General features: G+C 41.2%; 15 protein-coding genes and 1 pseudogene. 15 read left to right on the top strand and 1 reads right to left on the bottom strand.

Annotated features, from left to right (window positions below; translation table 11 throughout):
* Nucleotides 1-24 precede the first annotated feature (24 nt).
* From pheA to PGH07_RS03975, 12 genes and pseudogenes are all read left to right on the top strand, one after another.
* Nucleotides 25-1,083 (top strand): chorismate mutase, encoded by a 1,059-nt coding sequence (gene pheA / locus PGH07_RS04030; RefSeq protein ID WP_289412717.1) that lies wholly within the window; start codon nt 25-27, stop codon nt 1,081-1,083.
* A gap of 28 nt (nt 1,084-1,111) precedes the next feature.
* Nucleotides 1,112-2,206 (top strand): histidinol-phosphate transaminase, encoded by a 1,095-nt coding sequence (hisC, locus tag PGH07_RS04025; protein WP_289413088.1) that lies wholly within the window; start codon nt 1,112-1,114, stop codon nt 2,204-2,206.
* A 1-nt stretch (nt 2,207) separates the two neighbouring features.
* Entirely contained in the window at nt 2,208-2,417 is a 210-nt protein-coding gene (locus PGH07_RS04020) for a hypothetical protein (RefSeq protein ID WP_289412716.1), read from the top strand.
* 1 nt (nt 2,418) lies between these two features.
* Nucleotides 2,419-4,239: a 1-deoxy-D-xylulose-5-phosphate synthase gene (dxs, locus tag PGH07_RS04015; protein ID WP_289412714.1), complete on the top strand. Its 1,821-nt coding sequence runs from the start codon at nt 2,419-2,421 to the stop codon at nt 4,237-4,239.
* A 108-nt stretch (nt 4,240-4,347) separates the two neighbouring features.
* Nucleotides 4,348-5,505, top strand: coding sequence for a methionine adenosyltransferase (gene metK, locus PGH07_RS04010; RefSeq protein ID WP_289412712.1), 1,158 nt, complete (start codon nt 4,348-4,350; stop codon nt 5,503-5,505).
* Between the two features lie 209 nt (nt 5,506-5,714).
* A pseudogene (locus PGH07_RS04005) lies at nt 5,715-5,919 on the top strand (4Fe-4S dicluster domain-containing protein); the annotation flags it as partial.
* A 313-nt stretch (nt 5,920-6,232) separates the two neighbouring features.
* A complete protein-coding gene (gene ndk, locus PGH07_RS04000) occupies nt 6,233-6,646 on the top strand; it encodes a nucleoside-diphosphate kinase (protein WP_289412709.1) in 414 nt (137 codons plus the stop codon).
* Between the two features lie 38 nt (nt 6,647-6,684).
* Nucleotides 6,685-7,059 carry a YceD family protein gene (locus PGH07_RS03995; protein ID WP_289412708.1) on the top strand — a complete coding sequence of 125 codons (375 nt, stop codon included), beginning with the start codon at nt 6,685-6,687 and terminating at the stop codon, nt 7,057-7,059.
* 10 nt (nt 7,060-7,069) lie between these two features.
* Complete coding sequence (gene rpmF / locus PGH07_RS03990) at nt 7,070-7,231, top strand: 50S ribosomal protein L32 (RefSeq protein WP_289412706.1); 162 nt, start codon at nt 7,070-7,072, stop codon at nt 7,229-7,231.
* Between the two features lie 5 nt (nt 7,232-7,236).
* On the top strand, nt 7,237-8,226 hold the full coding sequence (gene plsX / locus PGH07_RS03985) for a phosphate acyltransferase PlsX (protein WP_289412705.1): 990 nt from the start codon (nt 7,237-7,239) through the stop codon (nt 8,224-8,226).
* A gap of 116 nt (nt 8,227-8,342) precedes the next feature.
* Nucleotides 8,343-9,353, top strand: coding sequence for a beta-ketoacyl-ACP synthase III (locus PGH07_RS03980; RefSeq protein WP_289412703.1), 1,011 nt, complete (start codon nt 8,343-8,345; stop codon nt 9,351-9,353).
* Nucleotides 9,354-9,357: 4 nt separating this feature from the next.
* Entirely contained in the window at nt 9,358-10,167 is an 810-nt protein-coding gene (locus PGH07_RS03975; RefSeq protein WP_289412701.1) for a TIGR00282 family metallophosphoesterase, read from the top strand.
* 1 nt (nt 10,168) lies between these two features.
* On the opposite strand, the gene PGH07_RS03970 is transcribed toward PGH07_RS03975, so the two are convergent.
* Nucleotides 10,169-12,049, bottom strand: a complete 1,881-nt coding sequence (locus PGH07_RS03970) for a DNA polymerase III subunit gamma/tau (RefSeq protein ID WP_289412699.1) — start codon at nt 12,047-12,049, stop codon at nt 10,169-10,171.
* Nucleotides 12,050-12,142: 93 nt separating this feature from the next.
* Here PGH07_RS03970 and ypfJ point away from each other — a divergent pair, with 93 nt between their 5' ends.
* The 3 genes from ypfJ to lptE all read left to right on the top strand — a co-directional run bounded on the left by ypfJ (nt 12,143) and on the right by lptE (nt 16,135).
* Entirely contained in the window at nt 12,143-13,009 is an 867-nt protein-coding gene (ypfJ, locus tag PGH07_RS03965; RefSeq protein WP_289412697.1) for a KPN_02809 family neutral zinc metallopeptidase, read from the top strand.
* A gap of 108 nt (nt 13,010-13,117) precedes the next feature.
* On the top strand, nt 13,118-15,559 hold the full coding sequence (leuS, locus tag PGH07_RS03960) for a leucine--tRNA ligase (RefSeq protein WP_289412695.1): 2,442 nt from the start codon (nt 13,118-13,120) through the stop codon (nt 15,557-15,559).
* A gap of 24 nt (nt 15,560-15,583) precedes the next feature.
* Nucleotides 15,584-16,135 (top strand): LPS assembly lipoprotein LptE, encoded by a 552-nt coding sequence (gene lptE / locus PGH07_RS03955; protein ID WP_289412693.1) that lies wholly within the window; start codon nt 15,584-15,586, stop codon nt 16,133-16,135.
* Nucleotides 16,136-16,137: the final 2 nt, after the last annotated feature.

Genomic DNA, 16,137 nt, shown 5'->3' with positions numbered 1-16,137 from the left:
AGCGCTTGCTAAAGGAGAATGAGCATGACTTTGGATGAGCTTCGTCAAAATATCGACAAGATCGATGATACGCTCTTAGAGCTATACAATCAACGTATGGATCTTGTACATAAAGTCGGTGAATTGAAAAATACCACTGGTGCACCGATCTACCGTCCAGAACGTGAACAGGCGATTCTTAATCGTCTGAAGGCAAAAAACAAGGGCAGATTGACCAATGTGGCGATCGATGCACTTTTTTTAGAGATGTTTGCAGTCTCACGTAACCTTGAACTTCCTGAAGGTGTAGCTTATCTTGGACCGGAAGCAAGTTTCACCCATCAGGCGGCAGAAAGTAAGTTCGGTGCAATGAGTGCGTACCTGCCGATCGGTTCGATCCAGGGTGTATTCCGTGAAGTTACAAAGGGTACAGCAAAGTTCGGTGTAGTACCGATAGAAAATAGCTCCAGCGGGATTGTGAGTGATACGATTAGTTCTTTAGATGAATATGATCTTAAGATCATTGCTGAAGTGGTGATCGATGTGCATCTCTCTTTTGCAACATTGTCTGAGGATATCAAAAAGATCGATAAAATTTACTCAAAAGATATTGCATTTGGACAGTGTAGATTGTTTATGGAAGATCTTGGACTGAATGAGATCGAGCATATTCCAGTGGAATCAACAGCTAAGGCAGCGAAGCTCGCAATGAAGGATGAGAATGCTGCTGCGATCTGTCCATCAGTTGCAGCAAAGATCAATAATCTTCCGATACGTTTTGAGAATATAGAAGATGATACAAGCAACCGTACACGTTTTTTAGTGATATCAAACTTTGAGAATCTACCATCAGGAGATGATAAGACTTCCCTGCTGGTAAAACTTGATAACACACCTGGGTCTTTGGTAAGTTTTCTTAATGATTTTGAGAAATCAAAGATTAACCTTACCAAGATCAAGTCGCATATCGTAGAGGGTAAATCGATCTTCTTTATCGAATTCTTAGGTCACAAAGATGATGAAAAGATAAAGCCGATCTTAGAGAAACATGCTGATGAGATCAAGGTACTTGGTTCATATGTGCGTGAAGCAGATGATGTTTAAAATTTCAAAAAAGAAGTAAAAGATGAATATAAAGTTTAATAAAGTACTTAACAGTATTAAAACCTATGAAGCCGGTAAACCGATTGAGTTGGTTGTACGTGAATATGGGATTGCCCCTAAAGATGTAGTGAAGCTTGCTTCCAACGAAAATCCAATCGGTACCAACCCTGCCATTGCAAAAGTGATCAGATCGCATGCAGATATCGCTCATCTCTACCCTGATGACAGTATGTTTGAACTTAAGGCTGCTCTTGCTAAGAAATACAATGTAGAGGATACAAATATCATTATCGGTGCAGGTAGTGACCAGGTATTGGAATTTATCTCTCGTGCTGTACTTGATGAAAACGCTTCGGTATTAATGAGTGGAGTGACTTTTGCAATGTATGAGATCTATGCAAAGCAGATGGGTGCAAAAGTTTATAAGACTATGAGCCATGAGCACAAGTTTGAAGAGTTTATGGAGGCATATAACATGTATAGACCAAAAGTCGTTTATATCTGTACTCCAAACAACCCTACTGGAGATGCGACAAGCAAAGAGGATGTGATTGCATTGATCGAAGCGATGGGTAGTGATACAGTGATCGTTGTAGACGGTGCGTACATGGAGTATGCTGCTGCAAAAGATGAAAAGTACCGTATCACACCAAATGATCTTTTGGGATATGATAATGTAATCTATCTCGGTACATTTTCTAAAGCACATGGCCTAGGCGGTATGCGTGTGGGATATGGTATCGCACAAGCTCCACTTATTAAAGAGCTCTATAAGATGAGGCCACCGTTTAATATCACGACACTCTCTTTGCGTGTAGCAATAGAAGCTACCAAAGATGATAGTTTTGTTCAACAGAGTGTTGCGTTGCACCAAGAGCAGATCAAGCGTTATGAAGCCTTTGCTGATGAAAACAGTATCGGATATATCGACAGCTATACAAACTTTATCACCTATCTGTTTGATGAGAATTTAAATTCTAGTCATATTGCAGATGCTTTGCTTAAAAGAGGTGTGATCATCCGTGATCTTGCTTCTTATGGAATGAATGCTATTCGTATCACTATTGGAACAGAAGAACAAAATAGCACTTTCTTTAGGCATTTTTCAGAGATCATTGCATAGTATGAAGAGAGTAGAAGTAGTCAATCCAGCAAGTGTAAAGGTCTCACCCTTTATACTGAATGAGTTTATGTCACCTAAAGACACTTCTATCAAACCAGAAAAAGTGACAAAAAAAGCAGTGAGAGATATTGCGAATGAGCTAGGGATCTCTTATGATGAGAGCCATATCGAGTTTGCAAAAAAACTCATCAATGCGTATGTAAAGAGTTAAAATGAATATCAAAGAGCATTCGATTGAAGAACTTCAGAAACTAGCTGAAGAGATCAGAGAGAAGATACTGTTGACTGTAAGCCATAATGGAGGACATTTAAGTTCTACTATGGGTGCGACAGATCTGATCATTGCAATGCACAGGGTTTTTGATGTGACAAAAGATCCGTTCATTTTTGATGTTAGTCATCAGGCTTATGCGCACAAGCTTTTGACCGATCGATGGGATTCATTTGATACTTTACGTACATTTGGCGGCATTAGCGGTTATACCAAGCCAAAAGAATCTCAGTATGACTACTATGTCGCAGGGCATAGTTCGACTTCAATCTCGTTGGCTGTCGGTGCAGCAAAGGCGATCGCACTCAAAGGTGAAGATCGTATTCCTGTTGCTTTTATCGGGGATGGCAGTATGAGTGCGGGTATGGTCTATGAAGCACTTAATGAACTCGGGGATAGAAAATATCCGGTGGTGATCATCCTTAACGATAATGAGATGAGTATTGCCAAACCTATCGGTGCGATCAGCAAACTCCTTTCTCAAACAATGGCAGGTTCGTTTTATCAAAAATTTAAGCAAAAAGTTGAAAAAGCGCTTGATCATTTGCCTGAAGGTGCTACTTATATGGCTAAGCGTTTTGAAGAGTCTTTCAAGCTTATCACTCCTGGCATTATGTTTGAAGAGATGGGGATCGAGTATATTGGACCGGTAGACGGACATAATATTGAGGCACTCATCGAGACATTTGAGGTAGCAAAAAAGCTGAAAAAACCGGTAATCGTTCATGCTCAGACAACTAAAGGTAAAGGCTATGAGATTGCAGAAGGTACCAAAGAGCACTGGCACGGTGTAGGGGCCTTTGATTTGGAAACAGGAAAAGCTTCTAAAAAAAGCAGTGCAAAATCTGCTACACAGATCTATAGCGAAACATTGGTCGAAATGGCTGATAATGATGAGAAGATCGTAGGGGTAACTGCTGCAATGCCAAGCGGTACAGGATTAAGTGCAGCGATGGAGAAATACCCTAAGCGTTTTTGGGATGTTGCAATCGCGGAACAACATGCGGTAACTTCTATGGGTCCTTTGGCAAAAGAAGGATTTAAACCTTTTTGTACGATCTACTCTACCTTTTTACAAAGAGGATATGACCAGGTAATTCATGATATCTGCCTTATGGATCTCGGTGTGGCATTCGCGATCGATAGAGCAGGGATCGTTGGAGAAGATGGTGAGACACACCAAGGTACATTTGATGTAAGTTATCTTAGAGCGATTCCCAATATGACGCTTCTGGCACCTTATAACGAGAGCAGTATGAAAGCAGCTATGGCATTTGCCAAAGAATATGAACGGCCTTGTGCATTCAGATATCCAAGAGGTACATTTCTTGCACCTGACAGTAGTTGTGAGCCTTATGAACTTGGAAAGTCGGTTATGCTTCAAGAGGGTGATGAACTTCTATTTATCGGGTATGGTAACGGTGTAGGCCGTGCGTTGCTGACTGCAGAGATGATGGAGGAAAAAGCCGGTATTCTTGATCTGCGTTTTGTCAAGCCGCTTGATACACAGATGCTATCCGCTTTGAGCAGTAAGTACAAGAAGTGGTATGTGTTCTCTGACTCTGCAGCAAAAGGCGGAGTGGGGTCAGCTTTATTGGAATTTTTAAGCCAAGAGAACATCAGTGATATTTCATTAACCACTTTTGAGTATGATGATGCTTTTATTACACATGGAAGTACAAAGTTGGTTGAAGAGAGTTTAGGGCTTTTACCTGAACAATTGGCAGCCAGAATTAATCAAGATCTAAGAACAGATAGGTAAATAGTTGTAGGGCACTCTACTGGAGTGTAGCCCTGAATTTAAAAAAATACTTGGAAAGTATTTTTTTAAGTTCAGTGACAGTGGACAAAAAAGTTAAGGAATTAAAAAATGGCTAACGAATACATTTTTACAAGCGAATCAGTAACTGAAGGTCATCCTGATAAAATGGCTGACCAGATCTCTGATGCAATACTTGATTATATCATTGACCATGATAAGAATGCAAGGGTTGCATGTGAGACATTACTGAGCAATGGTTTTTGTGTTATTGCAGGTGAATTGAAGACTACAGCGTATGCTCCAATGCAGGAGATTGCAAGAGAAGTAGTCAGAGAGATCGGTTATACTGATGCAAGCTATGGATTTGATTACAGAAGTGCGGGAGTGCTCAACGGGATCGGAGAGCAGAGTCCTGATATCAATCAAGGTGTGGATAAAACTTGCGGAGAGATCGGTGCAGGTGATCAGGGATTGATGTTTGGATATGCATGTAAAGAGACTCCGGAGCTTATGCCGCTGCCAATCTCATTGGCACATAAACTCACTGCAAAACTTGCAGAGGTTAGAAAGAATGGTACCGTACCTTTCTTACGTCCTGACGGTAAGGCACAGGTTTCTGTTAAGTATGTGGATGAAAAACCGGTTTCGATCGATACGATCGTTATCTCGACACAGCACCATGATACTGTTTCTCTTGAGCAAGTGCAAAAAGCAGTCCTTGAAGAGGTGATCAAACCGGTAATACCGGCTGAAATGATGCATGATGATATCACTTACCATATCAATCCGACAGGAAGATTTGTTATCGGAGGTCCTCAAGGTGATGCAGGACTGACAGGACGTAAGATTATTGTTGATACCTACGGTGGTTCATGTCCACACGGCGGTGGAGCATTTTCAGGTAAAGATCCGACCAAGGTGGACCGATCTGCGGCATATGCAGCAAGATATGTAGCTAAGAACCTTGTGGCTGCAGGTGCATGTGAAAAAGCAACGATCCAGATCGCATATGCGATCGGTGTAGCTGCACCTGTATCGATCTATATCAACACGCATGGAACAGCTGTAGTAGAAGAGGCGAAGATCACAGAGTGTGTGAAAGCACTTTTTGATCTGACACCAAAGGGGATCATAGATGAACTTGATTTGCTCAGACCAATCTATAAAAAGACTGCTGCTTACGGTCATTTCGGTAGAGAAGATAGTGACTTTACATGGGAACAGACTACTAGAGTAGATGAGATCAAAAGCTTTTTAGGGCTATAAACAGATCCGTCATTTATAATTTTTAACGCCAGTTTCTCTTTTGAGTACTGGCGGAATCCTTCTCTTATCAATTATCAATAACACTTATAATAAAAATTTGTTCAAATACGGTACGTATTTATAAAAATCAGAGAAAATCAATAAAATATTAAAGAGTTATTTAAAATTTTGTGCTATAGTTAACTCACAACAACTTTAAGGAGAAAACTATGGCAGTAATGATTAATGATACTTGTATCAACTGTGCAGCATGTATTGATGAATGTCCGGTAGAAGCTATCGTTGACGAAGATGATAACCCAACTGGTGAGGAGTACTATTATGTATATCCTGACAAATGTGTTGAGTGTGTAGGTCATCACGATACTCCTGCATGTGCAGAAGCATGTCCAACAGAGGGTTGTATCACTTGGGATATGCCATTTACATCTGAACATAAAGATCACTTCTCAGGTGGTAACTATATTGATGGTAACAACTACGTAATGGATGATGCTGATGCAGAAATGCCGTTTGTAGATGCTATCTCTATGGATGATAGAGCGGCTAGAAAACCAGTTATCGAAGACTAATTCTATCTTCTTTTTACATAGGAGGTTTCTCCTATGTAATACTTTAATACCTTCTTTATTTAATCTCAATTTAACATTTTTTCTGGTAAAATTCCGCCCGATACTTTCATCTAATTTTAGATTCGAAGTAAAATTTATGAAGCAGGAATATCCGAATGGAAAGAACACTATCAATTATCAAGCCAGATGCAGTAGCAAAAAACGTTGTAGGTCAAATCCTAAGCAGATTTGAAGATGCAGGTCTTAGAATCGCAGCAACAAAAAAAACTAGACTTTCACGTGTAGATGCAGAAGCATTTTATGCAGTTCACAAGGATAGACCATTCTTTGGAGAACTTGTTGAGTTCATGATCTCTGGTCCAGTTGTAGTATCTGTACTTGAGGGTGAAAATGCAATGGCTATGAACAGAGAGCTTATGGGTGCAACAAACCCAAAAGAAGCAGCACCAGGTACAATCAGAGCCGATTTTGCTGATAGCATTGATGCAAACGCTGTACATGGAAGTGACTCATTGGAAAATGCAGAAATCGAGATCAATTTCTTCTTTGCACAAAGAGAGATCCACTAAGGAATAAATTCCCAAAGCTAAGCTTTTAAGGAGTTTAAATGATTATTCGTTTTGATAAAATAGGCACGACTCCAAAAGATTTTGAAGTGAGCCTGGGAGATGCCACACTCAGTGGTACGCTTCAGAAAAGTGGATATCATCGTGTAGCACTTGATGCCGTTATGGGCGGGAAAGTAGAACTTGACTGCGACAGATGCGGGCAAAGCTATGATTATCCCATTGAAGGTAAGTTGAATCTTACCATCAGTGATATGATGATTGAAGATAAAGATGATTTGGATATAATTGAGTTTTTGGATGGAGACATCGATTTAACCTATATCTTGGAGAGTGAGATAAATGCTCTCAAAGGTGCTTATCATTATTGTGAAAATTGTGACAATGGTGATGAGAATTTCGAAATTGAATTTTAAAGGATAGAAAATGGCAGTACCTAAGAGAAGAGTAAGTAAAACTAGAACAGCAAAAAGAAGAACACACTATAAATTGACACTTCCAATGCCTGTAAAAGATGCAGATGGAACTTGGAGAATGCCTCACCACATGAATATGACTACAGGTGAGTACAAAGCTACTAAAGCTTAATCGCAATGATTAGAATTGCAATTGATGCAATGGGTGGGGACTTTGGTCCCGAACCTGTAATTGAAGGTGTGGTTCAAGCACTAGAAGAAAGAAAGTTTATCCCTATACTTGTAGGTGATAAAGAAGAGATCCTCTCATTCCTTCCTCCTTATTATGTAGATAAAGTTGAAATTGTTGAAGCCAGTGATGTGATAGATATGTCAGATGCTGCAACGGATGCACTTAAACGTAAAGATTCTTCTATTTACAAAGCAGTAGAACTTGTACGTGAAGGACAAGCAGATGCTGTAATGTCAGCAGGGCACAGTGGTGCAACAATGACTGCTGCAACACTGAGAATCGGTCGTCTTCCAGGGATTTCTAAGCCAGGTCTTGCGACACTTATGCCAAGTATCGGTAAACACAAAACGTTGGTACTTGATGTTGGTTCAGTCACGGACTGTAAGCCACAAAACCTTTATGAATTCGGTGCAATGGGTGAAGCATATGCTGAGAAGATTTTGGGTATCAGCTCACCAACAGTAGGATTGCTTTCGAATGGTTCTGAGGACAGCAAAGGAAATGAACTGACCAAGGCTACTTTCCCTCTTTTGAAGAATCTTAAGGGCTTTATCGGGAACGTTGAAGGAAAAGATATCTTTAACGGGAAAGTAAATGTGATTGTGTGTGACGGGTTTACAGGCAATATCCTGCTTAAGACAAGTGAAGGTGTTGTTGCAACGGTTTTTGATCTGATGAAGCAATATATTCGAAAGTCACTTCCTGCAAAGATCGGCGCATTCATGATGAAGAAAAAAGTATTTGTCAACATGAAAAAGCAGATCGATAAAGATGAGTATGGTGGAGCACCGCTTTTAGGTCTTAAAGGATGTGCAATCATCTCTCATGGTGCTTCCAGTCCAAAAGCAATAAAAAATGCAATCTTCCAGGCAATACGTTATGTTGAATCAGATGTCAACACAACAATAGAAAAACGATTGTCAGAAGGTAACTAAAAACGTATCACCTTAAGAAACAAGAGTACTCTTGTTTCTTTGATTATCCCTCCTTTTTAGAAATTATCATCCAAAACTATGGTAGAATATTCTTCACTATTTTGTTAAGGAAAAATATGTCTCCAACTAAGCCAGTTTATGCTTCTTTTAGATCTATCGGTGCGTATGTCCCGGAAAAGATTTTATCCAATGCAGACCTTGAAAAGATTGTTGATACATCTGATGAGTGGATTGTGAAGCGTACAGGGATCAAAGAACGTCGTATTGCTGCAGATGACGAATATACAAGTGATATGGGGGCAAAAGCAGCCGAAATGGCGATAGAACGTGCAGGTATTGCTAAAGAAAAGATTGATCTTGTGATCTGTGCAACGGTAACACCGGATCATTTCAATATGCCTTCAACGGCTTGTATCATATCTGATAAACTTGGTATTCATAATGTACAGGCATTTGATATCTCGGCTGCATGTAGCGGATTTGTTTATGTCCTTTCGATTGCCAAAGCATTTATTGAATCTGGAATGAAGAAAAACGTACTTGTTATTGGAGCTGAAAAGTTCTCTTCTATTGTTGATTATACAGATAGAACGACCTGTATATTATTTGGTGACGGTGCAGGTGCAGCAGTGATCTCTGCTACAGAGAACAAAGAGGAAGGGTTTATCGATGTACATGCAAGTGCTGACGGTTCTTTCTCAGACTTTTTGGTAACTCCTGCTCCAGGAGCAGTACATCCTGCAAGTGTTGCTATGATCGATGAAAAACTGCATTTTGTACAGATGAAAGGAAATGAGACTTTTAAATTGGCTGTCAAGACTTTGACTAAAGATGTAAAAGATATCCTTGAACACAACAACATCAAGTCAGAAGATATCCCTCACTTTATCCCGCATCAGGCAAATTACCGTATCATTAAGGCAGTAGGTGATGCACTCAAAATGAGAGATGATCAGGTAGCATTGACTGTACATAAATACGGTAACACTTCAGCGGCTTCTATCCCTATGGCGATCAATGATCTGTATGAATCCGGTAAGCTTAAAACCGGTGAGTTAATGTTGCTTGATACTTTTGGCGGTGGTTTGACTTGGGCTTCTGCTTTACTTCCATTTATGGGTAAATAGGTATATGCGTATAGGTTTTATCGGTGATATTGTCGGTAAACCCGGGCGTCTTATGCTTAAACGACATCTCAAAAGATTACAAGAAGAACACTTTATCGATTATACGATAGCTAACTATGAAAATGCTTCTCACGGTTTTGGATTGACAGAAAAAAACTGTAACGAACTGTTGGGATACGGCATTGATATGATGACAGGTGGAAATCACAGTTTTGATAAAAAAGAGATCTTTGAGCTCTTTGACAGCCACCCGCTTATTAGACCGATGAACTATCCGCAAAGTGCTCCGGGAAAAGGGATATTTGAAACAACGATTCTTGGAAAAAATGTAGCGATACTTAACCTTATGGGACATTATACAATGCCTATGGTGGATAATCCTTTTACAATGATTGTTGAACAAGTGGCATTATTACGATCCAGAGGTTTTAGGCATATCATTATTGATATGCACGCAGAGGCAAGCAGTGAGAAACAGGCACTTTTACATATGCTCAAAGAAGATGTTTCAGCGATTCTTGGTACCCATACGCATGTAGCAACAGATGACCTTCAGATAGTTAAGGGATGCTGTTATATCACGGATGTAGGGCTAACCGGATGCAGGGATGGTGTCATAGGAATGAGAGAAGACGTGCCTTTAAGACGTTTTCTCACAGGAATTGGCGGTCACTTTGATGTACCTGATGAATGTAAAGCAGTGATGCATATGATTGTTTTCGAGCTTGATGATAATGGAGCATGTCTTCGTGCAGAAAAGATCAAGATCTATGATGACAATCCAAAGATCGTCACACAGGCATGGATCGAGTAAGCTAGCTTTTTCGTTTAATTCTTACTTTTTTAGGATCAAACAGTTCAATCGCAGCCTTTATCATCGGTTCTTCTAACAAGGTAGAAGGATCTTTTTCTTTTGCCGCTTCGGTTTCACCTGCTTCAGGTGCAATACAAGAGCTTTTCATCTCAACATCTTCAAGCATAGATGCAGAAGCATTACACTCTTTCTCTTCATCTGTTGGAGCAGTGCTATTCTCAGATGAAGATATCATTATCTCATCAGATTTTTTTTTTGTTTCTTCTTGTGCCTGGGGGGATTGTTCTTTTGAAATATTGAGGATCTTGGTATCAAATCCAAAGAGCTCTTTGACAAACATGTTGATCACACCCCAATGGGTGATCAGCTGTTTTTTCTCTTCACCCTGTGCCGTAGAGCTCCAGGTTAGTGTACCGTTTTCAAAACTTTCAAATTCGATATTCGTCTCAAAACACATACCCAATTCAAAATCTCTGTCAAATATTTTTTGTACGAGTGCCTCAAAGCGTTTCTTGTTCAGGTCTGGCGCCGTTACCTTCTCCTGGAGAGGTTCATCAGGCTTTATCTCCGTTTCTTGTTCATCAATAAACGGTTCTTCTATTACTGACGATTCTTCCAGGATCTGTTCAATATTTTGTTCATTGATCTCTTCCGTAGTTTCAGGGCTAGGCTCTAGGATTTCTTTAACCACATTAGGTTCTACAGGGCTCTCTTGTTTTACACTAGGGCGTAAAGGAGTAAGATCAGCTTCGGTGATTGTGATCACCTCAGAATGTGTTGGTTGTATTGGCTCGATTGACGGCATAGTGATCTGTATACCCTGTAACTCTTTTTCAAGGGCGTGTATCATGGTATCGATCTCTTTGATATGCAGGGCTTCCATCATTTTGAACAGTGTTAATGTCAGGATAAATTCACCATCACTCCCAAGTGCAAGCAGTCCTTTGGATTCTGCGATGACTCTGAAGAAACGCTCAATGATCATAGGAGTTAATGCAGTACTTTTGGAAAGCAGTTGTGCTTTCAGATAAAGTGTCAATTCATCTAGGATCATCTCAGCTTCATAGTTGGATGCGATTTTAAGGAACTCTAGCACTTTGCTCTGATCTTTACGAATGATATTCTGGATCAATTGTTCAAGCAAACTTGGTTCAATGATACCAAGCATATTGGTTACGGTAGAAACATCTACATAGTTTTTGGAATACACGATTGCTTGATCAAGCAGTGTAAGAGAGTCTCTCAAACTTCCAGCCCCCGTACGGGCAATGATATCTAGGGCTTCTTTTTCAAACCCGATATTTTCAAGGTTCAAAATATGTTCAAGATGCCCCTGTACAAGATTCTGAGGAATTTTTTTAAACCTGAAATGCTGTGTTCTGGAGAGTATGGTAGCCGGCAGCTTTAGCGGGTCTGTAGTTGCTAGGATAAACTTGACAAAGGCCGGAGGCTCTTCGAGTGTTTTAAGCAGGGCATTGAAAGCTTGATTGGTAAGCATATGCACTTCATCTATGATAAAAATCTTGAAACGTGCAGAGCTTGGTTTATACTTGGTATGTTCTATAAGATCTTTAATGTCATCAATACCCCGGTTACTTGCAGCATCCATCTCGATGATATCCATATGACGGTTTTCACTTGCCATGACACAGTGTGTACATACACCGCATGGATGGGAAGATGTACCTGTTTCACAGAGCAACGCTTTAGCAAAGATACGTGCTGTAGAGGTCTTACCGCTACCACGGAGTCCAGAGAATAGATATGCGTGGGAGAGCCTGTCTCCTTCCAGTGCAAGTGAGAGGGTCTGAGACACTGCTTCCTGACCTATAAGATCACTGAAAGTAGCAGGCCGGTATTTTCTTGCAAGGGCTAAAGACACAGTTTGACTCCAATAGTTTTTGTTGTTATTATTGTAGTGGAAACTTTCTTTTGATTGGTATAATTTATCTAGAAAATTGTAAAGGGTAGTTTGATGAAATGGCGAGACCAAAGACGCAGTTCCAATGTTGATGACAGGCGTTCAAGTACAGGTGGAGGAGGCATTTCAGCAGGGACGATACTGTTCCTGTTTAGACTTTTGGGACCATTGCTTCGAACAAAGTTCGGATGGGCAATAATCGTATTGGGTGTGGTTGCCTATCTCAGCGGATTTAACCCGCTTTCCATGCTGGGAGTAGGAGGAGTGGCTTCCAAGCCGGTTGATCAGAAAAAAGATGACGAGAATGCTGCATTTATCTCAACGGTATTAGCCAATACTGAAGATGTATGGAACAAGCAATTAAAGGGATATCGAGAACCAAAAGTAGTACTTTACCGTGGTGCTACACAAAGCGGGTGCGGCTTCGCTTCGGCTCAAGTAGGTCCATTCTACTGCCCGGCTGACCAAAAGGTCTATCTGGACCTTGGATTTTTTGAGGAGCTTGCAAACAATCATAATGCTCCGGGGGATTTTGCCCAGGCTTACGTACTGGCTCATGAGATAGGGCACCATATCCAAAACCTTCAGGGTACATTGGCGAAAGTACAAAAAGCCAAACAGCAGTGGGGAGGAGATAGCAAAAGAACGAATGCACTTCAAGTCAAAGTAGAGTTACAGGCTGATTGTTATGCAGGCGCATGGGCACATTATGCGCACAAGGATTTCGGTATTATCGAAGAGGGTGATGTGGAAGAGGCATTGAACGCTGCAAGTGCTATCGGTGATGATACATTGCAAAAAAAAGCGGGTAGAACCGTCAGGCCTGATGCCTTTACACATGGCAGTTCTGAACAACGTATAGAATGGTTTAGAAGAGGATTACGTACGGGTAATTTAAGAGAGTGTGATACCTTTCGCTGAGTGTAGTTGCAATATCTCTGAAGAGGAGCAATACCGCTAAAACTCCTCCTAACCACAGATTGGATATAATCCCCTTAATTTTATAAATCATTGATAAGTGAGATTTTGATGCGTTATACTCCAAGCGAGATCGAAGCCAAGTGGCAAAAACAGTGGGATGATGAGCAGGCATTTGAGCCTTCGGATTCTTTAACTCAGAAGAAAAAGTACATTTTGAGTATGTTCCCTTTCCCTAGTGGAAGATTGCATATGGGACACGTACGTAACTATGCGATCGGTGATGCGATAGCACGTTATTATAGAAAGCAAGACTACAATGTACTGCATCCTATCGGCTGGGATGCATTCGGTATGCCTGCAGAGAATGCTGCGATCAAGCACGGACGTCATCCAAAAGAGTGGACTTACTCTAACATCGACTATATGAGAAAAGAGCTCAACTCATTGGGGCTTTCGTTTTCTAAAACACGTGAGTTCGCTACCTGTGACCCACTCTACACCAAGTGGGAGCAGGAGTTCATCATCAAGATGTTTGAAGAGGGATTACTCTTCCGTGAATCAACAACGGTAAACTGGTGTGAGGATTGTCATACCGTTTTGGCAAATGAGCAGGTTGAAGAGGGATGCTGTTGGCGTTGTGATAATCCTGTAGAGCTTAAAGAGATGCCGGGATATTACCTTGATATCATTAAGTATGCCGATGAGCTGCTTGAAGATTTGAAAACACTAGAGGGCAAATGGCCAAACCAGGTACTCACGATGCAGGAGAACTGGATAGGTAAATCTCAGGGACTTGAATTCAGTTTTGAGTTGAGCGAAGAGAGTAAAGCAAAACTTGACGGAAAATTTGAGAAGTACACGGTATTTACTACACGTCCTGACACTATCTACGGTGTTAGCTACTCAGCACTCGCTGCTGAACATCCTATTACGAAGTACATGGTAGAACATAATCTTCTTGATGATGAGACAGCTGCAAAGATCACAGCTATTGCAAATATGGGTGAGCGTGAGAGAGCGCAGTCAGATAAAGAGGGATATCCGCTTGGAATCTCTGTGATCCACCCGCTTACCGGAGAAGAGGTACCGGTATGGACAGCTAACTTCGTACTTGCAAGTTACGGCGGCGGTGCGGTTATGGCAGTACCTGCACATGATGAGAGAGATTATGAGTTTGCAACCAAGTATGACCTCCCGGTCAAAAGAGTGATCAGCGGCGGTGAAGAGCTTCCATATACCGGTGAGGGTGAGCTGACAGATTCAGCAGCATTTACCGGACTCAATAACTATGAGGCAAAGGCAAAGGTCATTGCAACTTTTGAAGAGGCAGGATTTGGTAAAGGGACGACAAATTACAAGCTTCGTAACTGGGGTGTAAGCCGTCAGCGTTATTGGGGTGCACCGATCCCGTTCGTTCACTGTAAATCTTGCGGATTGGTACCTGAGAAGATAGAGAATCTTCCGATCGCATTGCCTGAAGATGTAGAGATCACCGGTGAAGGGAATCCGTTGGACAACCATCCGACATGGAAGCACTGTAAGTGTCCAAAATGTGGAGAGGATGCTGTACGTGAGACCGATACACTTGATACTTTTGTGCAGTCAAGCTGGTATCAGTTCCGTTATGCGACCAATCCTAAAAAATGGAATGAAGTAGGTATCGATAAGGAAGAGGCGAACTACTGGTTGGGTGTAGACCAGTACATCGGAGGGATCGAGCATGCGATCCTTCACCTATTGTATGCGAGGTTCTTCACAAAAGTACTTCGTGACCTGGGATATGTCAATATCGATGAGCCGTTTAACAGACTACTGACTCAGGGAATGGTTACTATGGATGGTGCGAAGATGAGTAAGTCCAAAGGGAACACTGTAGACCCGGATAAACTTATCGAAGAGTATGGGGCAGATACTGCAAGACTGTTTATCCTTTTTGCTGCGCCACCGCAAAAAGAGCTTGAATGGAATGACAATGCCGTGGACGGTGCATTCAGATTTATCAAAAAGCTTTATGACAGAGCGGATAAAGTGACAGGTAAAACATTACCTGTGATTGAGCATGGAGCACTTTCCAAAGAGGCTAAACTTGCACGTCAAAAGGTATATGAAGCATTGCAGAAGTCAGCAGATGTGTATGAGAAGACCTTTGCTTTCAATACATTGATCGCAGCATGTATGGAGGCAATGAACGCACTTGATAAACAAGAGAGTGCAGAGGTATGGGGTGAAGGAATGTATGTAATGCTCAATCTCCTTGAACCTATCATCCCTCATGCAGCAAGTGAACTGAGCGAAGCACTCTTTGGAAGAGAGAACCTCAAAGCATTACTTGAAGTAAAGGAAGAGGTATTTGTTCAAGAGAGCATCCTTTATGTAGTGATGATCGGCGGGAAGAAGCGTGCGGAGTTTGAGATCTCCCCTAGTGCAAGCCAAGATGAGATCCTTGCTAGAGCCAAAGAAGAAGGTGCTAAGTGGCTTGAAGGAATGCAGATCGTTAAAGAGATCGTTGTACCGAATAAACTGGTCAACCTTGCAGTAAAACCGGCTTAATGCATAAAGATAAAGGAGAGCAGTATGAGTAGAGGAACAAAAGACTTTTTTCAAAAAAGTATACTTATGCCGCTTTTTGCTATCTTATCCATGCTGCTTATCAGCGGTTGCGGATATAAACCATCTACACAGGCAATTAAAAACAGTTTTTCAGAGAATGTCTCTATCGAAGTAATCGTAGACAGGGTAGAGCCTGAAAATGCTCCTTTTATCAAAGATGAGATGAATCGTATGATCTATACACGATTCAAAGGACGTGTCGTACCTAAAGCGATGGCACAGAACCATATTCGAATTACGTATGATGGCAGTACATTTACACCGCTTTCTTATGAAGACGGGTATGTAACACGTTACCAAGTCAATCTCAATGTCAAGTTCGAGATGGTGACTAAGCAGGGTAAAGAGAGCAAAACAATCCATACGATCGATGAAGCAGATATTCATGCCAGCTCGTTGGATGCTTCTACACTTAGGATAGAAGCGATTCGAAGAGCCTTGGCAAAAGCACTTGATGAGTTCCTCGCTTATGTGAGTGCGAAAGGTACATACAGTACCAAGGATTCCAAGGATTAGAA

It is taken from the genome of Sulfurovum zhangzhouensis (assembly GCF_030347965.1).
GTDB lineage: Bacteria > Campylobacterota > Campylobacteria > Campylobacterales > Sulfurovaceae > Sulfurovum > Sulfurovum zhangzhouensis.
Note: the sequence above shows the minus strand (reverse complement) of the source record. Positions and strands in the feature narration are given on the sequence as shown.